16 protein-coding genes and 1 pseudogene are annotated in these 19,819 nt (G+C 49.0%); 10 read left to right on the top strand and 7 right to left on the bottom strand.

From position 1 onward, the window contains the following. The first annotated feature begins 300 nt into the window (after window positions 1–300). From ACJJIQ_RS13350 to ACJJIQ_RS13365, 4 genes are all read left to right on the top strand, one after another. Entirely contained in the window at window positions 301–1,032 is a 732-nt protein-coding gene (locus tag ACJJIQ_RS13350; protein WP_445362148.1) for a cupin domain-containing protein, read from the top strand. Between the two features lie 19 nt (window positions 1,033–1,051). Beyond that, window positions 1,052–1,936 carry an SDR family oxidoreductase gene (locus ACJJIQ_RS13355; protein ID WP_445362149.1) on the top strand — a complete coding sequence of 295 codons (885 nt, stop codon included), beginning with the start codon at window positions 1,052–1,054 and terminating at the stop codon, window positions 1,934–1,936. Window positions 1,937–2,389: 453 nt separating this feature from the next. After that, window positions 2,390–4,465 (top strand): S9 family peptidase, encoded by a 2,076-nt coding sequence (locus ACJJIQ_RS13360; RefSeq protein ID WP_445362150.1) that lies wholly within the window; start codon window positions 2,390–2,392, stop codon window positions 4,463–4,465. A 168-nt stretch (window positions 4,466–4,633) separates the two neighbouring features. Continuing rightward, window positions 4,634–6,694 (top strand): S9 family peptidase, encoded by a 2,061-nt coding sequence (locus tag ACJJIQ_RS13365; protein WP_445362151.1) that lies wholly within the window; start codon window positions 4,634–4,636, stop codon window positions 6,692–6,694. Between the two features lie 177 nt (window positions 6,695–6,871). Here ACJJIQ_RS13365 and ACJJIQ_RS13370 read toward each other — a convergent pair whose 3' ends face one another. Continuing rightward, window positions 6,872–8,713 (bottom strand): hypothetical protein, encoded by a 1,842-nt coding sequence (locus ACJJIQ_RS13370; protein ID WP_445362152.1) that lies wholly within the window; start codon window positions 8,711–8,713, stop codon window positions 6,872–6,874. A gap of 459 nt (window positions 8,714–9,172) precedes the next feature. Here ACJJIQ_RS13370 and ACJJIQ_RS13375 point away from each other — a divergent pair, with 459 nt between their 5' ends. The 3 genes and pseudogenes from ACJJIQ_RS13375 to ACJJIQ_RS13385 all read left to right on the top strand — a co-directional run. Beyond that, on the top strand, window positions 9,173–10,114 hold the full coding sequence (locus tag ACJJIQ_RS13375) for an IS1595 family transposase (protein WP_445362153.1): 942 nt from the start codon (window positions 9,173–9,175) through the stop codon (window positions 10,112–10,114). 837 nt (window positions 10,115–10,951) lie between these two features. Beyond that, a complete protein-coding gene (locus ACJJIQ_RS13380) occupies window positions 10,952–11,542 on the top strand; it encodes an FG-GAP repeat protein (protein WP_445362154.1) in 591 nt (196 codons plus the stop codon). Between the two features lie 302 nt (window positions 11,543–11,844). Then, window positions 11,845–11,952, top strand: a pseudogene (locus tag ACJJIQ_RS13385) (hypothetical protein); the annotation flags it as partial. 428 nt (window positions 11,953–12,380) lie between these two features. Here the strand turns inward: ACJJIQ_RS13385 and ACJJIQ_RS13390 are convergent. The 4 genes from ACJJIQ_RS13390 to ACJJIQ_RS13405 form a co-directional block, all read right to left on the bottom strand. After that, window positions 12,381–12,842 carry a Spy/CpxP family protein refolding chaperone gene (locus tag ACJJIQ_RS13390; protein WP_444914382.1) on the bottom strand — a complete coding sequence of 154 codons (462 nt, stop codon included), beginning with the start codon at window positions 12,840–12,842 and terminating at the stop codon, window positions 12,381–12,383. A 266-nt stretch (window positions 12,843–13,108) separates the two neighbouring features. Then, window positions 13,109–13,477 carry a hypothetical protein gene (locus ACJJIQ_RS13395; protein ID WP_445362155.1) on the bottom strand — a complete coding sequence of 123 codons (369 nt, stop codon included), beginning with the start codon at window positions 13,475–13,477 and terminating at the stop codon, window positions 13,109–13,111. Between the two features lie 6 nt (window positions 13,478–13,483). Next, window positions 13,484–14,026 carry a flavodoxin gene (locus tag ACJJIQ_RS13400; RefSeq protein ID WP_445362156.1) on the bottom strand — a complete coding sequence of 181 codons (543 nt, stop codon included), beginning with the start codon at window positions 14,024–14,026 and terminating at the stop codon, window positions 13,484–13,486. A 221-nt stretch (window positions 14,027–14,247) separates the two neighbouring features. Continuing rightward, window positions 14,248–14,712: a Spy/CpxP family protein refolding chaperone gene (locus ACJJIQ_RS13405; protein WP_444907633.1), complete on the bottom strand. Its 465-nt coding sequence runs from the start codon at window positions 14,710–14,712 to the stop codon at window positions 14,248–14,250. Window positions 14,713–14,880: 168 nt separating this feature from the next. Here ACJJIQ_RS13405 and ACJJIQ_RS13410 point away from each other — a divergent pair, with 168 nt between their 5' ends. From ACJJIQ_RS13410 to ACJJIQ_RS13420, 3 genes are all read left to right on the top strand, one after another. Further along, on the top strand, window positions 14,881–15,585 hold the full coding sequence (locus tag ACJJIQ_RS13410) for a response regulator (protein WP_413662835.1): 705 nt from the start codon (window positions 14,881–14,883) through the stop codon (window positions 15,583–15,585). A 10-nt stretch (window positions 15,586–15,595) separates the two neighbouring features. Beyond that, window positions 15,596–16,972 (top strand): ATP-binding protein, encoded by a 1,377-nt coding sequence (locus ACJJIQ_RS13415; RefSeq protein WP_445362157.1) that lies wholly within the window; start codon window positions 15,596–15,598, stop codon window positions 16,970–16,972. An 88-nt stretch (window positions 16,973–17,060) separates the two neighbouring features. Then, entirely contained in the window at window positions 17,061–17,738 is a 678-nt protein-coding gene (locus tag ACJJIQ_RS13420; RefSeq protein WP_445362158.1) for an SRPBCC family protein, read from the top strand. A gap of 67 nt (window positions 17,739–17,805) precedes the next feature. On the opposite strand, the gene rluB is transcribed toward ACJJIQ_RS13420, so the two are convergent. Both rluB and scpB read right to left on the bottom strand, forming a co-directional pair. Then, window positions 17,806–18,672, bottom strand: a complete 867-nt coding sequence (rluB, locus tag ACJJIQ_RS13425; RefSeq protein WP_445362159.1) for a 23S rRNA pseudouridine(2605) synthase RluB — start codon at window positions 18,670–18,672, stop codon at window positions 17,806–17,808. Beyond that, complete coding sequence (gene scpB, locus ACJJIQ_RS13430; RefSeq protein ID WP_445362160.1) at window positions 18,669–19,814, bottom strand: SMC-Scp complex subunit ScpB; 1,146 nt, start codon at window positions 19,812–19,814, stop codon at window positions 18,669–18,671. Before scpB ends, rluB begins: the two co-directional genes overlap by 4 nt. Between the last annotated feature and the right edge of the window lie 5 nt (window positions 19,815–19,819).

Consider the following 19,819-nt stretch of genomic DNA (forward strand, 5'->3'; position numbering starts at 1 on the left):
CATGGCTGGGGCAGTAAAACTCCAGCAGGTTTATCTTGCCAAAAACTGGCTACCTCTTGAATATTACTATTCAGCGTATTTGCCAACTCTGCCAATACAACACCTCATTGCTCCAGACCGTGCAGGGTGGCTCGGGCCGACACAATTTATCGAGAGCAACATCTATCGCCAAGTTGGATTAGACTACTAAATGAGTTGCGGCAGAGATACTTAGTGAATCGCGCCGACGACCACCAACCGCTCACTGATTCTCGAGTCGCGCGGCTCCTGCCACCAACTCGAGCCCTCGAGAAAGACGCCATGAAAAGCGTAATCAAGTTGGACCCGCACAACCCAAGTGGCGAAGGCCTTGAGTCCTGGGCTGTCATCCCTCCCTCTTTTCTTACCGGCCCGACACCTATCCAGCGAGGGTATAAAGCCTTTGAGCGCAACGGCCTCTGCACTGGGACCTGGGATTGCTCTGGCGGAAGCAGCACAGGGCTCAATCCCTATCCACTCTTTGAGTTCATGCTTCTGATCGAGGGCCACGTCGGCATTATCGACGAAACAGGACACAAAGAAGTTATCTCTGCTGGAGAGCCATTTTTCCTCCCGCAAGGCCTTAATTGCGCATGGGACATGCCGGTATACTACCGCAAGTACTTTATCAATTTATTCAATGATGAGTATCCTGCAGAGACTGATCCGTCTAAGCTGAGAGTCGTGCGCCCGCTTCCAAATATTTCAGAAGACGACTGCAGAGAGACCAGTCTCAGCGCTCTAGAGCCACACCAAGCCCGGCATCTGGCATATGAGTCTGGTGATGGCAGGATCCAGGTCGGCACATTAATATCCGGACCTTTTCATTGCGATATCACAGATTTCAGTCGGAGCGAGCTGATATGTATGCTGGAGGGGGCGGTACGGGTCACAACATCAAACGGCGAGGAGACCTTCCACGCCGGTGATAGCTTCTTCATACCATTGAATACCCCGGTAGGGTGGCACGCCGACAAACCTTTTCGCGCATTCTTTTGCGCAGTCTGGCCCTGAGCATCAATGGATTACATCGATGACTGTCCTCATCTTTGGCGGCTCAGGAAACGTCGGCCGGGCCCTCATTCCGATCTTGTATGCGAGTGGAGCAAAGATCCGGGTCGCCACACGATCGACTGCCTATGCCGCAAGTCTCCCCGATGATATTGATACAGTCATTGCCGATATGGACGACCCTTCCACCCTGAGGTCCGCATTTAAGGGAGTTGAGAGTGTCTTTCTACTCATCGCAAATGGTCCCAAGGAGACCCATCAAGGCCTCTCCACACTGGCTATCGCCGCTGAATCACCCCCCAGGCACATCGTTTATCTATCGAGTGATCTTGCAGTTCGCGCACCGATGATTCCCCATGCGGGTGGAAAATTCGCCATTGAAACAGCGCTGCGAGCAAGTGGGATCGCGCACACGATACTACGGCCCACCTACTTCGCTCAGAATGATCTTGTTCAGAAGGATGTGATCACTGCAGGTGCTTATGCAACGCCGTTGGGGCCCCACCCGGTTGCACGTATTGATATCCGTGATGTTGCGCTCGCAGCAGCGTCAGCACTCTTAGACATAAGGGCGAAGAACGAAGTATTTCTTTTGTCGAGTTTGGATGCCCCTAACGGCAATGAAACCGCCGCACTCTGGTCTATAGCACTAGGTCACGCCGTCATATACCCTGACCTAACGCCGGAAGAATTTGCCAACAGCATCGAAACCATGGTGCCTCCGTGGCTGAATTTCGATCTTCTGGTCATGCATCGCTGGTTCAAAACAAACGGCCACCCAATCCATCAGGAAGATCTCGAGGCTCAAGCCGCACTTTTGCCGCAGGGTCCGCGAAGCTATCGAAGTTTCGTAGAGGAAACGGCCCACACATGGCAGAGTGAAACCCAAAACCACCAAGTACCGTAGCTCACCCCCCTTTTCAATACAGCCGCTATCGTCTTAGTGGTAGGTCGCTCTTTGTGTCGTTAGCCCAATACACACCTTGACCCCGGCTCTCATTAAAACTGTGCACACCAGAATTGTGGTTACCGAACTAAAACCAGAAAAACTACTATTCACACAGTGTGACGAAATGGTTGGGGTCGACCAGTTTGATACCCACAAAGATATTTATCGGAAAGTATTAACAGAGCTACCATTTCGATTAACCTGGCTCAGTTTGCAGGCTCAAAAAAGGCGAAAGTATCAAGTTTACTTTTGACTTGCCCCGGCTTTCCTCGCTGGGAAAGCAAAACTCCAAAAGGTTTATACGCCAAATAAACTGACTATCCCCTCAATACTGCATTTCAGCGTATTTATCCCCTCTGGCACAATCCCTTCGATATGCTGAATCCAACAATAAAAAGGAGCTCACGGACCATGGATAGGTTTATAACGTTTATCGCTGCGGCAGTTATAGCAAGCCCGGCATTTTCCACCCACGCAAATACAAATGAACATTCACCCAATTTTAGCTACGAGGATATCTTCGACCTGGAGTACGCCAGCGATCCACAGTTTGGCGCTAACGATAAAAATATTTATTACGTGCGCAACTCACTGAACAAAATGGCAGATACCACAAGGGCAAACCTCTGGTATATCAGCGATGATGGCAAAGATCATCGCCCCCTAACCTCGGGAAATTTTCACGACCACTCGCCACATCTATCTCCAGATGGAAAAACCATTGCCTTTATCAGCGACAGGAGTGGAAAGCCCCAGATACATTTGTTGTGGCTAGACAATGGTAAAAGTGAGCAAATTTCCCATCTACCCAAAGCCCCATCAAATATCCAGTGGTCCCACGATGGTCAGCATATAGCCTTCACCATGTTCGTGCCCGAGAACAAACCGCTGCCAGTGGAGCTTCCCACACCACCAGAAGGGGGCGAGTGGGAGGAAACACCTCAGTTTATCGACAAGAGCTTGTATCGCATTGAGGGCCAGGGATACTTAGAGCAGGGTAATTCACAAGTTTTCATGATTTCCCGTGAAGGAGGCACTCCCCGTCAGCTCACCAGTGGGGACTACGAGCACAACAGCCAGCTCAGCTGGGGCAAAAATAATAAGGCCATTTACTTTTCAGCAAATCGCCACCCAAATCATGAAATTGAACTGCTGGATTCAGAAATTTACAAGGTAAATATCAACGATGGAAATATTGAGCAAGTAACCGAGAGATTTGGCCCCGATTTTCAACCTCAAATCTCACCCGACGGAAGAAAGCTGGCATATTTAGGCTATGAAGATCAGCGGTTTTCCTACCACCAAAACACTTTGCGAGTGATCGACCTCGCTAGTGGAAAAAACCAGCTAATAAAAACTGCCAGCGATCGTAGCGTTTCCGATTTTCAGTGGATCGCTGACAGTAAGCGTATTGCTTACAGCTATGACGATCATGGCTCAACCAAAATTGCCATTAAGAAAATTGGCGGAAAGGAAACCTTGATAGCGGATGACGCTGGTGGACTGACACTAGGCGCGCCCTATAGTTTTTCAGATTTTGCTGTCTCCAAACTTGGAAACGTAGTTTATACCCGAACTACACCTCAAATTCCCGCAGAACTTGCAATTTCTCGTGGCGGTAAGATAAAAACTCTCACGGCGATCAACAGTGATTTGATACCTCTACGCAATATGGCCCATGTGGAAGAGATCAACTATAAATCCAGCTTCGATGGTCGCAATATCCAGGGCTGGATCGCCTACCCCCCAAATTTCGACCCGCAAAATAAATACCCCCTGTTACTTGAGATTCACGGTGGCCCACTATCTAACTACGGCCCGCGCTTTTCTGCCGAAATGCAGCTATTTGCCGCCGCAGGCTATGTCGTGCTCTACACTAACCCTCGCGGCTCTACCAGCTACGGCAATGAGTTTGCCAACCTGATCCATCACAACTTCCCGAGCCAGGATTACGATGACCTAATGGCAGGTGTCGATGCAGTTATCGCCCAAGGCTATATCGATGAGGATCAATTATTTGTCACAGGTGGAAGCGCCGGCGGCACACTGACAGCCTGGATTATTGGTAAAACTGAACGATTCAGGGCTGCGGTAGTTGTCGCACCGGTAATCAATTGGGAGAGCTTTGTTCTAACTGCCGATTACTCCAAAATATTTACTCGCTACTGGTTTTCCGGGATGCCTTGGGAGGCCCCCGAGGAGTATCGACGCCGCTCTCCACTCACATATATTGGTAATGTCACTACACCGACCATGCTATTGACTGGAGAAAACGATTATCGCACCCCGATATCTGAGACCGAACAGTTTTACCAAGCACTCAAGTTAAATGATGTAGAGGCGGCTATGGTGCGCCTTCCAAACACATCCCATAACTTTTCTGATAGACCCAGCAAGAGAATCTCTAAAGTAGCCTCGACCCTCTACTGGTTTGATCAACACAAACCCGATAGAGAAAATGAAAGCGAGGACTTGGCAACCAACTAATTCAAAATTTTACAGGCATATTCGGCCAAATAATGGAGTAGCAGGTCAGCCAGCCTGCTGCTCCATCACGGATTATCCCATCGAGCACACCAGTCAACGAATCACTCCCTTTGCCCCCCTTCCTCAGGTATCCTCTAGGAAACAAAAAGGAGGAGCCTAAAGATCATCATGAACCGGCTAATAAAAATTGTCGCAGCGATGTTTATCGCCAGCCCTACGCTCGCTGATAACCAACTACCTAATTTTAGTTACGAGGATGTATTTAACCTCGAATACGCGAGTAGCCCTCAGTTCAGCAGTGACGGGAAAAGTATTTATTACGTCCGCAACTCAATGAACAAAATGAAAGACGGCAAGCGCGCGAACCTTTGGCGTATCGGTACCGATGGCAAAGATCACCGCCCTCTGACCTCTGGAGACTACTCCGATTACTCCCCACAGCTATCCCCAGACGGGAAGACCATCGCTTTTATCAGCACCCGCAGTGGCAGCCCACAGATCCACCTGCTGTGGTTAGATAATGGCCAGAATCTGCAGATTACTCACCTGCCAAAATCCCCCTCAAATATCCAGTGGTCACGGGATGGAAAGCAAATAGCTTTCACTATGTTCGTACCGGAAAGCAAACCTCTGCCAGTACAGCTCCCCAGTGCCCCGGAAGGCGCAGAGTGGGCTAAGCCACCACAGTTTATCGACAGCAGCATTTATCGTTCAGATGGCATGGGCTATTTAAAGCAGGGACATGTACAGGTTTTTGTGATTCCTCGAGAGGGCGGTACTCCTCGCCAGCTTACCGAAGGTGAGTACGATCACCACAGCAGTCTCGCCTGGAGTAAAAATAATAGTGCAATTTACTTCTCAGCCAATCGTCATCCCGATCACGAAATCGAGCTGATGAACTCGGAAATTTACAAGGTAAGCCTACAAAACGGCAGTATCGAGCAAATTACCGAACGTTATGGTCCCGACCATCACCCGCAGATGTCTCCAGATGGTACGAAGCTGGCCTATTTAGGCTTTGAGGATCAAAAGCTCGGATACCAACAACATGCTCTGCACATTCTGGATATCAATAGCGGGGAGTCCCGTAAAATAAAAACTGCCAAGGATCGCAGCATTTCCAACTTCCACTGGCTGGGCGATAGCAAACGAATTGCCTATAGCTACGACGATCACGGCTCCACCAAAATAGCCATCAAGAAAATTGGTTCCAGCGAAACCCTGATGGCCAGCGACGCTGGAGGCCTTTCGCTGGGACGCCCATACTCCGGAGCCAATTTTGCAGTCTCCAAACGCGGGGACATCGCCTACACACAAACGACCCCTCAGAATCCCGCCGAACTGGCTCTAGCGCGCAACGGCAAAACCCAGGCACTCACCGAGCTCAATGGCGACCTGATGCCACTGCGCGAGATGGCAAATATTGAGGAGATCAACTACAAATCGAGCTTTGATGGCCGAGATGTTCAGGGCTGGGTCGCTTACCCACCCAATTTCGACCCCGAGAAGAAGTATCCCCTTCTATTGGAAATTCACGGTGGTCCCTTCTCTAATTACGGCCCCAGATTTGCCGCCGAAGTCCAGTTATTTGCCGCTGCTGGTTATGTTGTTCTGTACACTAACCCCCGTGGCTCCACCAGCTACGGCCATGAATTTGCCAACTTAATTCACCATAACTACCCGAGCCAGGATTACGACGACCTGATCTCTGGCGTCGATGCTGTAATTTCTCAAGGTTATATTGATGAAGAGCAGTTATTTGTTACTGGTGGCAGTGGCGGAGGCACATTGACAGCCTGGATCATTGGTAAAACTGACCGTTTTAGGGCCGCTGTTGTCGCCAAACCTGTCATCAACTGGGAAAGCTTTGTCTTAACTGCCGATTATTCCAGATTCTTTACCAGCTATTGGTTCTCAGGGATGCCCTGGGAGAAACCTGAGGAATACCGCCGTCGCTCACCGCTCACCTATGTCGGAAGCGTTACCACTCCCACCATGCTCTTAACCGGGGAAGAGGACTACCGCACACCGATGTCAGAAACAGAACAGTTTTATCAAGCACTAAAACTTAATGACGTTGACGCTGCCATGGTTCGCATCCCTGGGGCATCCCACAGTATCGCTGCCAGGCCAAGCCAGTTAGTTGCAAAAGTTGCATCGATTTTATATTGGTTTGATCAGCACAAACCCGATAGGCAGAATGAGAGTGAGGATATAGTAAGCAATTAACTAAATTTCATCCAGCGACTCTGTCTATTCAGAAAGGAGCGGATCAACCAACCCGCTCCTGATTCAAGAGTTACCCCTTCAGGTGCACCGCCACACCACAACCAAACTATCAGCAGCTTACTTAACAGGCCTCCAGAAAAAGCTAAACGATTTATACTGCCCCTAGCAAAAGCTATGCTAAAGCCTTCTTTCTATAGCGCTTTTGTCTACGATTTGGTTACCCTCGGCATAAAGGCGACACTTTCCAAAAACCTTATATCGTTTTCTATATCGCTCACAGAGGCCAAGCGCATCATCATTTGCGACTTGCTGATCGATATGTTCTTCAGAGAAACCTATAGCAAAGGCTCCCCTAAAATCCAAAGCTAAAGCTACAGCTTTTTTCCCAGCCACATTTTGGTATTTTTCAAACCATTCCCCCAATCCTTCCTTAACGAGCTTAGCGGACAACCGAGGCCCTTGTATTTTCTCAATCTCTCTGCGCATTGAATTTAGACGAGATTCCCGTTCCAAATTGGAAAGCTGCACCATCAAAGGACTTGCAACCTGAGAAAAATATTTTTTATCACGACTAATATAAAGCTCATGCGCATACCACCACGCTATTCTAGTATCCCTAGGCGCACGAAGATAAGCCTGTTCAAGCATTTCAAAATAATCTTCTCGCGGGTACCCCAGCACCTGCATTACAACCGCAAGCTCATACCAATAGATGGGTATATCATCTTGGGAATTAACAAGTTTGACATACTTATCTCGTATATCTGCTATCGCGTTTAAATTAACGCCCTCAAGTTTCGAAAGCTCTTCAGCCAAACTTATACGCGCCTGAACCTCCAAAAACCAGCGTTCCCCATGGAAATCCAAAGGAATAGAACCCAACCACTCTTTTGCCTTCGAAAAATTCCCAGCCTGCAATTCTGCAATCGCCATTGCAGAATTTAGCTCATAACTACGAACCTCCTGCTTTTCAGCATAATCAATAAAACTCTTTAACTGGGCAACCTCCTGACCCGTAATCGCCATAAAATTTGCAATTTCTAAAATCGCCTTTTTTTTAGGGAGTCGCGTTACAGTACTATTAAACTCAGCCTCTTTCATCTTGGGCATAGACATTCTAAAGTACCCAAATTTGGACCTAGGTAAACTAAGATATTGTGACTCAAGCTCTTCGAATGTCATACCAAGCTCCTCCCAAAGTGGGCGCACCCCAGCCAAGCCTTCGTTGTAGCCATTCAGATACCGTCCCAAAGCTTTTGCCCGCTGCGGGTCAAAAATCAACCAGTGCGCTAACATCCAACCATTAGCATACAAAGCTTCTCGATCCCTATCATTCAAAGACCCATTTTTTGCCTCAAGGAGCATCTTTAAAGGCAATTCCTTCGAATAATCTAATGTAATAGCTCGACTTATTGGAATCATCCCAAGCTCATATTCATCCTCATGGAAGTTGATCGTAGAAAAAACCTCCGCCATTCCCTCACTATACCAGTAGGGTAGGTTAGATGAGCTGCGCCCATAAGTAAGAAAATGCACATACTCGTGAAATAAAATCTGACGTGCAGGATTACCTGGGTAATATTTATTTCCGGCCAAATTCACAAGAGCAAAGCTACCGTGAGAGGTATTACGAAATAAACCTACAACCCTGCGGACATCCTCCCGACCAGAAACACCCTTAAAACTTAACGTATCCGACAAGGCATAAACGGTTAGCTTTTGCTGATCCGGTATAAACCCTATATGCCTCTCCGCTACAACCCTCAGCCTTTCAAGGTCGATAGCCAACCTCTCAACCTTCTCCGAATTACCATTAGTAACTATACGAAAGTGCTTAGTCTCTACCTCATACCAGCTTGAATTAACCAACTTTTGAGTTGATGTACACCCCCCCAAAAAAGCAACAGACAGTAGTAAAATCCATAGGTATTTACATATAAACCATCTATAAACCATTCCAAACTCCATCTCCGCCCCTTGAAATAATTTAACAGTCCAAAAATAAAACAAACCATACATCACAAATCACCTGCCATAAGTGATTCACACACCATAAAACCCTTGGGAATTACAGCAACTTAACCTTGACATAACCAAACATCAATACAGAGACTATCAGAATACACATTTCCGACACGCCTTATAACCTTATCGCAAACTCCAGCCAGACAATTTCGAAAATAGCCTCGATTCCCCATAGGTTTGGCCAGTAAAAATCATATAAAAGTGTTAAAGACTTAGCACTCAATTGAATCTGTTGTACCGATTAAGATCAGCCAGACTTCTTAATTCAAGAAACCCACACCCCCAACCTACTACCCGGCCTTTTGTTCGCGTACAATACACCTGAAGCAAATACCACCACTCCTATCTCCCCGCTACTGGAGTTATAAAAATTTTCCTAATTACCACTCTTGCTAAGTTATGCGTAACTGTATATAAATACAGCTATCTCGTTGATCTGCAAGGGAATACGCCATGGCTCGCAACAAGGTACAGTTTCAGAAGGGTATTAGTTTGACCCAATTCCTCAAAATGTACGGCAGCGAGGAACAGTGCTTCGATGCACTGTCGCAGTGGCGTTGGCCCAATGGCTTTAGTTGTCCTCACTGCGGGCATGACAAGCATTGCGACCTCGCTTATCGCAAGCTTAAGCAATGTAACCATTGTCGGCGTCAGACATCGATTACCTCTCGTACAATTTTTGACTCCACGAAGCTCCCCCTCACCACCTGGTTTCTCGGTATTTTCCTGATTACTCAGGATAAGAAGGGCATTTCCTCTATGGAGCTATCTCGACATCTAGGTATCTCTTACAACGCAGCATGGCGTATGAAGCAGAAACTCATGCAAGTGATGATGGAGCGAGACCAACGATACAAACTGTCCGGTTTTATTGAACTAGATGATGCCTATCTCGGTGGTGAGCGTACTGGATGCAAGCCCGGGCGCGGAGCCAAGGGTAAAACTCCCTTTGTGGCGGCCGTTGAAACAACCAAGGAGGGACGCCCAACCCGTATTAAGCTCTCAATTATCAAGGGCTTCAAAAGCAGTGAAATTTCAACCTGGAGTAAAAAGTACCTTTGCAGTGGCAGCACAGTCATCTCAGATGGTCTTCCATGCTTCAATGCCATTAAGGAGGCCGGTTGTGTACATGACAAAATTGTTTGTGGTGGTGGCCGAGCTTCTGTTGAAGAGCCTGAGTTCTATTGGGTAAATACAGTACTTGGTAATTTAAAGAGTGCGCTACGTAGCACTTACCATGCTATTAGGCCGAAATATGCACAGCGCTATTTGGCAGAATTTCAATATCGCTTTAATCGGAGGTTTGATTTGTCGGCACTCATTCCAAGATTGATTTACGTCTCTCTTCGGACACCACCGATGCCAGAAAGGTTGCTAAAAATTGGCTTAGCATAAGTGGTAATTAGGAAAATTTTTAATTAATTATTTTACATTTCTCTCAAACCGCTTTTAAATAACCAATGCACAGAATAGAAGCCAAATAGCTTTCATGGTGCTAATATTGGCGAGCAAGCTCCTACACTCTGCCGTCCTTAAGTGTACATTCACCGAATCCAATAGCAGCCTGTGTAAGATGGCACACAACTGAAGAAATCAACTACAATCTGAGCTTTAGTGGCTGCGGCATTCGTAGTTGGATCGCCTACCAGGCCAATTTTACTTTACATTCTGCCAAACACTAAAAATCAATAACCTTGATACCCCTACGCCCCACACTTCTGGAATCATCCATAGTATTTCAGCAAAATTCGGTCCATTGATAATAAAGGCACCTCAGATTCTTGATTGGTATTACCGGTAAAAATTAGACTGCGAAAATTAGGCAGCAATAGGTAAATAATATCTCTGCACCAATTATGTGAATCTTCCACCTCCTAATCGCCCGCTTATAATATAACGCATAATTAGCACCAAATTAACAGACAGACTCCCGATCTTTTAACCTATCCAACTTAAACCTTTTCTGCCAAACAACATTTCTGTAACCACAATGGGGGCTCTGATTCAGACACTCTCCCCATTAACGATCCACTTATTGACAGTATTGGTTACTTAACTGGCGAAGGTGAGTACTTTGGAGCCTCGATAGCTCTTAGCGGCGACAGGAATACTCTTGCCATCGGAGTTCCAGGTGAATTACTTCGAACTGAAACATCTACCCCTCCGGAACAGTTTATATCTTTACCCGAACGAATATTAACTGGATAGAGCAGGCTGTTCTCAAAGCCAGCAATGCTGACAAGGGGGTATTTTGGCCACTCTATTAGTTTAAGTAATGATGGCAGCAGACTCACAATCGGTGCCCATGAAGAAAATAGCAGTTCTACTGGAACCAATAGAAATCAAAGGAATAGCTGTTTTATTTTTTTCAGCTTTGGTGCCGTATATTTATATACCCGCACAACTAATTTATGGACTCAACAGGTTTATATAAAATCTAGTAACAGTGATCTCGATGATGCGTTTGGCTACTCCGTTAGCCTTAGCGGCGACGGCAAAACGCTTGCAGTTGGTGCCCACAATGAAGATAGCAGCAGCACAGGCATCAATGGCGATCAAACTAACAATGACTACTTTGGATCCGGTACTGTATATGTATTCACCCGCTCAGAGAACACTTGGAATCAGCAATCTTACCTTAAAGCCAGCAATGGTGATAAATACGATTTATTTGGCTCTTTCATACATCTCAGCAGTGATGCCTCTACACTCGCCTTAGGAGCTATTGGCGAACGCAACTTTGCAACAGGAGTTAATGACGACCAGGCAAACAATAATGCTTCCGATTACACCGGAGCGGTATATCTTTACACAGGAAAATAGTAAATGGACTCAGCAGTCCTACCTAAAACCCCACAATACAGAGCTAAGCTATAGCAATAGAGGCGACATATTTAGTTACTCCATCAACCTCAGCGGAAATGGGGATAATCTTGCAGTCGGGGCTCTCGGAGAAGACAGCTATGCCAGTGGTATTAATGGCGATCAGCTAGATGATAGCACCCGAGGTTCTGGAGCAGATTATATATTTACACGCTCAAATACCACGTGGAGAAAAGAGAGTTATATCAAAGTAAGTTCTACAAGATGAATTCAGTTACCCTGTAAGCCTCAGTACAGATGGAAATACCCTTGTAGTGGGCGCTCCAGGTGAAGATAGTAATACTACCGGCACTGGTGGCTACAAGAAAAACAACGACATCCCTAATTTAGGCTCTTTATTTATCTACTGATTTTTAATGGCTCAGGCCTTCAGGAAGGCTTACAATCAAAATATGGCTTTGTGAGAATATTCAACTCCTTCAAGAGGTCACAAAGGGTAGACTCTAAATACTCCTGAGATTTTATAATACCCCCCCTCAATCAAAATACACTTTGACTGAGGGGGGGGCATAACTCAATGAGTCACTAGCTTAAAGGGTGGCTCCAAGTAAAGATTACAACCTGATTTACCATTGTTTATAAAATTAAGCCTGAGCCAATTCAATTTCAATGCATGCCCGCCCCTAAAAATTCATCTATCTTCGACGACGAGCCTGTTGCTACATGAACCACTGACAGGAACCCAATAAATATAATAGAAGCTCTTTATTGCGATGTAAGCGTTATATCATTAGGTGCTAGCACTGCAATAAATGGACGTGATTAATTACCTCTACACTCAACCATGATCGCGATACGCCTTCCACTTCTTCATATGACGATCCTTTTTTTCAGCCTTCAGGGTTTCCAGCTTGGCGAGCTGTTCATCTGTTAATACAGACTCAAATTGAGTACGCATCTGGTTGCGGCTCTGCATTTTAGCGACTTCCAGCTTGCCAATCTCCGCCCCCAGGCTTGCCAGTGTTTGCTGATCGGCACCGGAACGAATTGCTTCACGCAACTCTTCATACGCTTTGTGCATTTCTTCGCGCTTAGCTATTTTTCCTTCGCGGTTGGACTCGCGAAGCTCCTTCAGTTGATCCTTTTGAGCTTCCGTCAGGTCCAGCTCTTTAGCAATTTTTTCTGGTCCATGGCCGCGACCTTCCATACGTCCTTTACCATCACATGCCATGCCAACGGCTGGTACTGCTACAACGCCAGCCAAAGCCAAACTACCTACTACAGTTTTCCAGTTTTTCATCGTTCAACCCTCTCGTTTGCATTCAGTAAGTACATAGTAAGTGGGCGCCGTGTAAACGGGGGATAACTGTGGTAAACCTTTGTTAAGAACTCACAACAAGCGCTTTTTATAATAAATACAGCTTACAAAATGCACCGACTGTAAAAAAACTTTCAAATTAATGGTTGTGAAGGGAAATAAAAGAGAGGGGTAGAATTTAAATTAGAAATTTAATCCGGAAGTTATACAGGGCTGACCAGTATAACTTCCACAATATCGAAAAGTTTTTAATGGAGAGCGGCTGAGGAGGGATTTTGTTTCGTATCCACATTTTCCGTTGAGTGAGTCAGAACAAAGTAATAAACAACCTGCTCGCGCCCCTGGACTTCTGCTACCAGGTCAAAGTTGTACTCTCCCCGCTCCCCGGGAGAAATACGCACAGCGGCTATATGTTCAGGCTCAATAAACAGCTCGGCGACGGGTCGTTTACCGCGCATTACCTGAACCAACTTGGTACGGGCATCTTCAGCGGTGAAGCGCCAGTGGTAGTCATCATCATCGTATACTACCGAATCACTACTTCCGGCCCTGACGATGCAATTTGTATGCTCTGCCAGCCAGGGCCAAAACTCACTGAACAACAGGGAGCTTTTCATAACGAATCAGTCATCCAGCTCAAGAACATCACTGTCAAGCGCAAGCTCTTCAGCTATTTGCTGACACCAGCGATTCAGCCGCTCTGTAGTCAGCTCTTCCTGCTGGTCTTCATCAATAGCCAGACCGACAAACTTTGCTCCACCTTCGACTTCAGCTTTTGAGGCTTCATACTCGTAGCCTTCAGTGGACCAGTGACCGACTATAGTGGCTCCTTTTTCCACAATAACATCGTGGAGCATGCCCATCGCATCCAAGAAATAGTCGCCGTACCCAAATTGGTCTCCCAGGCCAAATAAAGCGACGGTCTTTCCGCTAAAATCGATTTCCTGCACATCCTCCCAGAACTCTTCCCAGTCAGATTGAATCTGACCAAAGTCCCAGGTAGGGATTCCAAAGATAAGATACTGATAATTAGCAATATCCAACTGGGTGACATCGGCAATATCAAACAGGTCTACATTGTCTTCGCCAAGGCGGGCGCGGATGCGCAAAGCTACAGACTCGGTATTACCCTCATCACTGCCATAGAACAAGCCGATTTTACTCACAGTCAACCCTCTCCGCCCAGTCCGGGCCGCTACATACTAAATTACAAGGCGGCGTATTCTCCCAGCAATAACCGGGCTCAGCAAGTTACCTATCTGATCAGGTTTCGGCAGGAATAAAGAAAAATGCCCCCGGGGCAGCGGGGGCTAAGGGTTATGAACCTGCTGGGCCTTGGGAAAGGGTGCACCCAGCGGATCGCACAAGGAGTCTTTGGTTGGGGGGCCTAGGACTCTGAATCCTGGCTTGCAGAGCTTTCATCGCGCCGTTTCATTTGGCGCGCTTTGCGCTCACTCTTTAGCTGCTCTAGCTTGGCCTTCTGCTCATCAGTCAGAATGGCCTTAAACTGTTCTTTCATTTCGTTGCGGTTCTGCATCTCCTGAAGCTTTAGCTTGCCTAGCTCTTCGCCCAATTGATCCAGTGTCGCCTGGTCAGCGCCCGACTCAATCGCCGCATTTAATTCCTTGCGCAGCTCGATCATTTGCTCGCGCTGTGCCATTCTCGCCTCGCGGTTGCTCTCCCGGTTGGCCTTTAACTGTGCCTGCTGGCCTTCGGTCAACTCAAGCTGGCGGACCATATATTCAAATCCACGCCCCTGACCACCTTCACCACCGCCGAAAGCAAGTGCCGCAGGGGCAACCAGAACACCTACCAAGGCCAAGCTTCCCATTGCTTGTTTCCAGTGTTTCATTCCTACGTCCTCATGTTCGCGTTCAGTGACTACATAGTAAGCCCAGCTTGTGTAAACGGGGGAAAACACCGGTAAACATTTGTTAAGAACGGTAAAAAGCCCTATCGCCAGCGGTAACCAGCGCCAGCGCTTTGCATATAATGGCCACACAGAAACTGAGAGAACGCCATGAGCCGCATCCTTTTAATCGACGATGACACCGAACTCACCGACTTGCTAAGGGAGTACCTTACCGGAGAGGGTTTTCAGGTAACCGCAGCCAATGATGGTGGCCGGGGACTAGAGCTCGCCCAGAGCGAGAGCTTTGACGCTCTGGTTCTGGACGTCATGCTGCCCGTTCACAATGGCTTTGAAGTACTGCGCAAACTTAGGGAGGAGGCGTCAGCAGCAAGCCGCTCCCTACCGGTTTTGATGCTTACTGCAAAGGGGGACACTGTGGATCGTATCGTCGGCCTGGAAATGGGTGCCGACGACTACCTGCCCAAACCCTGCAATCCCAGGGAATTGGCGGCCCGACTGCGCGCAGTACTCCGCCGCGGCCGAGTCGAAGCTGAAGAGAGCGACGACACTCTTAGCAGCGGCCAGATTCGACTACTGCCTGCAGAGCATCAGGGTTATTGGAACGATCAGGCTTTGGCTCTGACTGGCGCAGAGTTCGCCGTGCTCAAGGTACTGGTTCAGCATGCCGGCGAAGTGGTTGGCAAAGAGGTTCTCACTGAAAGTGCCCTTGGCCGTAAGCTGATGCCCTACGACCGCTCCATTGATGTCCATGTCAGTAACATTCGCAAGAAGCTCGCGGATAAAGGTGCCAGCCGCGACCTAATTATCAATATCCGAGGTGCCGGATACATGCTCACCCAGAGCAAGCAGTAGGTTTTCCACGATGCGCAGTCTCTTCTGGAAAATGTTCTTTGGGGCCTGGATCACCGCCATGGTGATGGTTGTAGCCGCCATTTACATTACCCACTTCGGTGAATTCGGCGATCCCCGACAAGAGGAACGCTGGGAGGGCCCCGCCCTATTTCGCGAGGTCATGCGAAATATGCGAATCGCCCGCCGTCACGGTCCCGAACAGTTCCAGCACTGGCTCGAGAAAGCCCCCAAAAAAGTCAAACGGCGGGTTTATGCGGTTGATCAACAAGGCAACGACATCCTCGGTCGCGAAGTGCCATCAAATATGGGCTCGTTGATCGACAGTCTTGATTACCGCAATCGCGAAGCTCACAAACTGGTAAATAACAAGCCCACTGTAGGCTTCTTCCTGCCGCTGCGCACCGGAGACCCCCTGCGTATCGTCGTCGTTGCTGGAGATAGCAAAGAAGGCCTATTGCTGCGTTTCTTATGGCGCAATTTCTGGCCGATGTTGCTGCTCTCCATGATTGCCTCGGGCCTAGCCTGCTACTGGTTGGCCCGCTACCTGAGCCGTCCACTGGAACAGCTAAGTGCCGCCACCAAGCGCGTGGCTGCCGGCGAACTGGACTACCGCGTGACTCCATCCCTGAAGTCCCGGAATGATGAACTGACTGACCTGGCCCTGGACTTCGACTCCATGACTGCCCAGCTTCAGGAGTCGATGTCCGAGCAGCGCCGCCTGATCAAGGATGTCTCTCACGAACTGCGCTCGCCACTAGCACGCCTGCAAGTGGCACTGGCCATCGCCCGCCAAAAGCAAATAAACGGGCTCGATACAGAACTGGATAAAATCGGCAAGGCTGCGGATTACCTGGAAGATATTATTGCCGACGTGCTATCACTTCCTATTAGCAGCCAGGAGCAGCGTCCCCTGGATGACGTAGTGGAAGTTAATGCCCTGATAAGCGCCCTGGCGGAAGACCTCCACAGCGAAGCTGCTGACAAAGAGCTATCCTTTGAAATTCGCTCCGAAGGGGAAGAGCTCCTTGTCGCAACCCGGGGCAGCTCCCTGACCGCTGCCCTGGAGAACATCCTGCGCAACGCAATCAAGTACAGCCCCGAGCACGGCCGGGTCAAGGTGTCGATTAAAGAATCTTCAGATTCCTGCACCATCTCAGTCATTGACTCAGGTTCCGGCGTGGCAGATGAGGAATTGGAGGCTATTTTCCGCCCCTTCTATCGCACAGATAGTGCACGCACCCGGGAAAGTGGTGGCTTTGGACTGGGACTCGCAATCGCCCAGCGCACCATCCTGCATCACCAGGGAAGCATCAGCGCCAAAAACAGCCGGGATGCGGGCCTGTGTGTTGAGATTAAGCTCCCCCTGCTACATATTGCCGACGATTAAGCATCGCAGCAGCTAATATAAGCATCTCTACCGCCAGAGTTTTCTGGCGGTTGCTTCCTTGCACCCGCAAATAGCAAAGGAACCCGCTATGCGCTGGATTATTTATATTCTTATTGCCCTGGTAATTCTCGTGCTCGCGGGATATTTATTCCCACGCGAAGTCACTGTTCATCGCAGCGTATTTATCAACAAACCGCCACAAGTGGTTTTCCCCTACGTTAATAATTTCCACAAATTCAACGAGTGGTCCCCATGGCGCCATATCGACCCCTCGGTACTCTATGAGTACAGCGGTCCCCAGGAAGGCGTCGGCGCCAAAATGACTTGGCGCGGCGAAAACTCCAAAGCCGGAAGCGGCAGTCAAACTATCTTCGCCAGCAAGCGAGATTCTGTAGTCGCCACCAAGCTGGATTTTGGTGATGGCAGCCAGGCCACGGCAGAATTCCAGCTGGAACCAAAGGATGGCGGCACCCTTCTTACCTGGAACTTCCACAGCGATACCGGCGGCGGCCCCAGAGAACGCTGGATGGGCCTTGCAGTGAAAAAAATGGTGGGAGAGTCTTATGAACAAGGGTTGGAAAAACTAAAAAACCTGGTTGAAACAGCACCTGAAAATAGCACCTCCGACGGAACCTCCACCGATTCAGTTTCAGATATTCCGTCCGATATGGATGATGCAATGGGTGACGGCCCTCAGGGTGTCCCCAATGAACTGCGAGACCAGAATGAAGAGGAAGCTGGAGAAACACCGGAGAACCAGCAGTAACACTCAGCAATTAACAGTAGCGATTACTGAAATACAAAAAAGCCCGCAATTTGCGGGCCTTTTCTGTTTAAACCGACTTCGGTCGATTGCGCCGAGCAGCCGGTGCTGGCGACTTGCGCAACTTCCTGCGCTGGCGCTCCAGATTTTGTTTCTCACCCTGTGTCAATGGGCGCTGGCCCAGTTTCGGCATTCCTGCCGTTACGCAGAGGTCATCAATCTCGCGGGGCTCCATCTCAATCCACTGCCCGACGCGCACATGGGAGGGAATAAAGACGCTGCCGTAGCGCACACGCTTCAAGCGGCTAACTCTAACTCCCTGGGACTCCCACAGACGACGCACCTCGCGGTTGCGGCCCTCCATCACTACGCAGTAGAACCAGCGGTTTTTACCTTCACCACCACTCTCTACGATGTCGGTAAAGCGCGCCGACCCATCATCCAACAACACGCCCTTGAGCAGACGCCGCCTCATTTCCTCATCCACATCACCTTGGATTCGAACCAAGTATTCGCGGTCGATTACCGAGGAGGGATGCATTAATTTATTGGCCAGCTCTCCGCTATTGGTAAACAGCAGCAAACCACTGGTATTGAAATCCAGGCGCCCAACAGAAATCCAGCGGCCGGTTTTCAGTCTCGGCAGGCGATCGTAGACTGTCGGGCGGCCTTCCGGGTCGTGGCGGGAGCATATTTCTCCAACCGGTTTGTTGTAGAGTATTACCCGGCAGCGATTCTGCTCTGCCGAAGGCAGTCGGCTACCATCAAACTCGATATGATCCGCGTCAGTTACGCGCTCGCCAAGCTCAGCCACTTTTCCATTTACGGTTACGCGGCCCGCATCAATTGCGCGCTCCATTTCACGGCGCGAACCGAGGCCGGCGCGCGCTAATACTTTCTGTAATTTCTCGCCTGCTGGCGGGGTACCATCACTCATGGGGTGGTGCTTTCCACTTGTACTACTTCTTTGGAATCTTCATCGACATCAGCATTTGCCTCCACCGACTCCTCGGCGACCTCTTCAGCTGTGTCGTCTTCGGCAAACATACTGCTGGGTGGTAACGTTGCCGTTAGAGAGTCCTCGCTCTCTTCTTCTGCTTGCGGCGATTCAGCGCTGCTTTCCTCATCACTGTGAAGTTCACTCTCTTCACTAAGATCAACATCTATATCCAACTCCAAATCATCTTCAGAGTCTTCCTGCTCCATTTCCCACTGGATCTCTGCTGCCGCAGTTTCCACTGGATCTTCCTCTGCATCCGTCTCGGCGGGCACTGCTTCGGCGACTACTCCGGGCTCAGACTCGGTCTCGGTCTCGGTCTCGGTCTCGGCGCCTGATGCTTCAGCAGCAACTTCCTCAGCCAAAGCCTCCACCAGGGCATCGTCTATATCTTCGTGTTCAGCCGCAGGGGCTTCAGTAGAGGGTTCTGCCTCGGTGTCTTGCTCTGACTCAGAATCTTCCAAAGCACCATTGTCCACCTCGGACTCTCCCTCCTCGGGAACCGGCTCTGGAGGCAAACCTTCCTGCTCCAGAATCTGGTTCAGACTCTCGATATCGCGGATCTCCGCCAGAGTCGGCAAATCATCCAGGGTGCTCAAATTAAAATAATCGAGAAACTCCCGGGTTGTTGCGTAGAGAGACGGCTTACCGGGCACGTCCCGCTGCCCCACAACTTTAATCCAACCGCGCTCCAGCAGGGTTTTAACAATATGCGAACTCACCGCAACACCGCGGATATCCTCGATATCACCACGGGTTACCGGCTGTCGATAAGCGATAATGGCGAGGGTCTCCAAGGTAGCACGGGAATACCGTTGCGCCTTTTCCTCCCACAGCCGATTCACCCATGGGGCCAGCTCTTCCGGCACTTGAAAACGCCAACCACTCGCGACTTTCTTCAGTTCAAACCCTCGGTCAGCACAACTCTGGGCGATTTCTTCAAGCACATCTCTCAGGGTAGTCTTGGAGGGTTGCTCTTCCTCCTCCAGCAAAGACAACAGTTTTTCTTCACTGAGAGGCTGGCCAGCGGCCAACAGGGCGCCTTCGACGATTTTGCGCAGTAATTCGGGGGCGATTGTCATCTTCT

This window comes from Microbulbifer maximicatervae (SeqCode) (genome assembly GCF_052468295.1).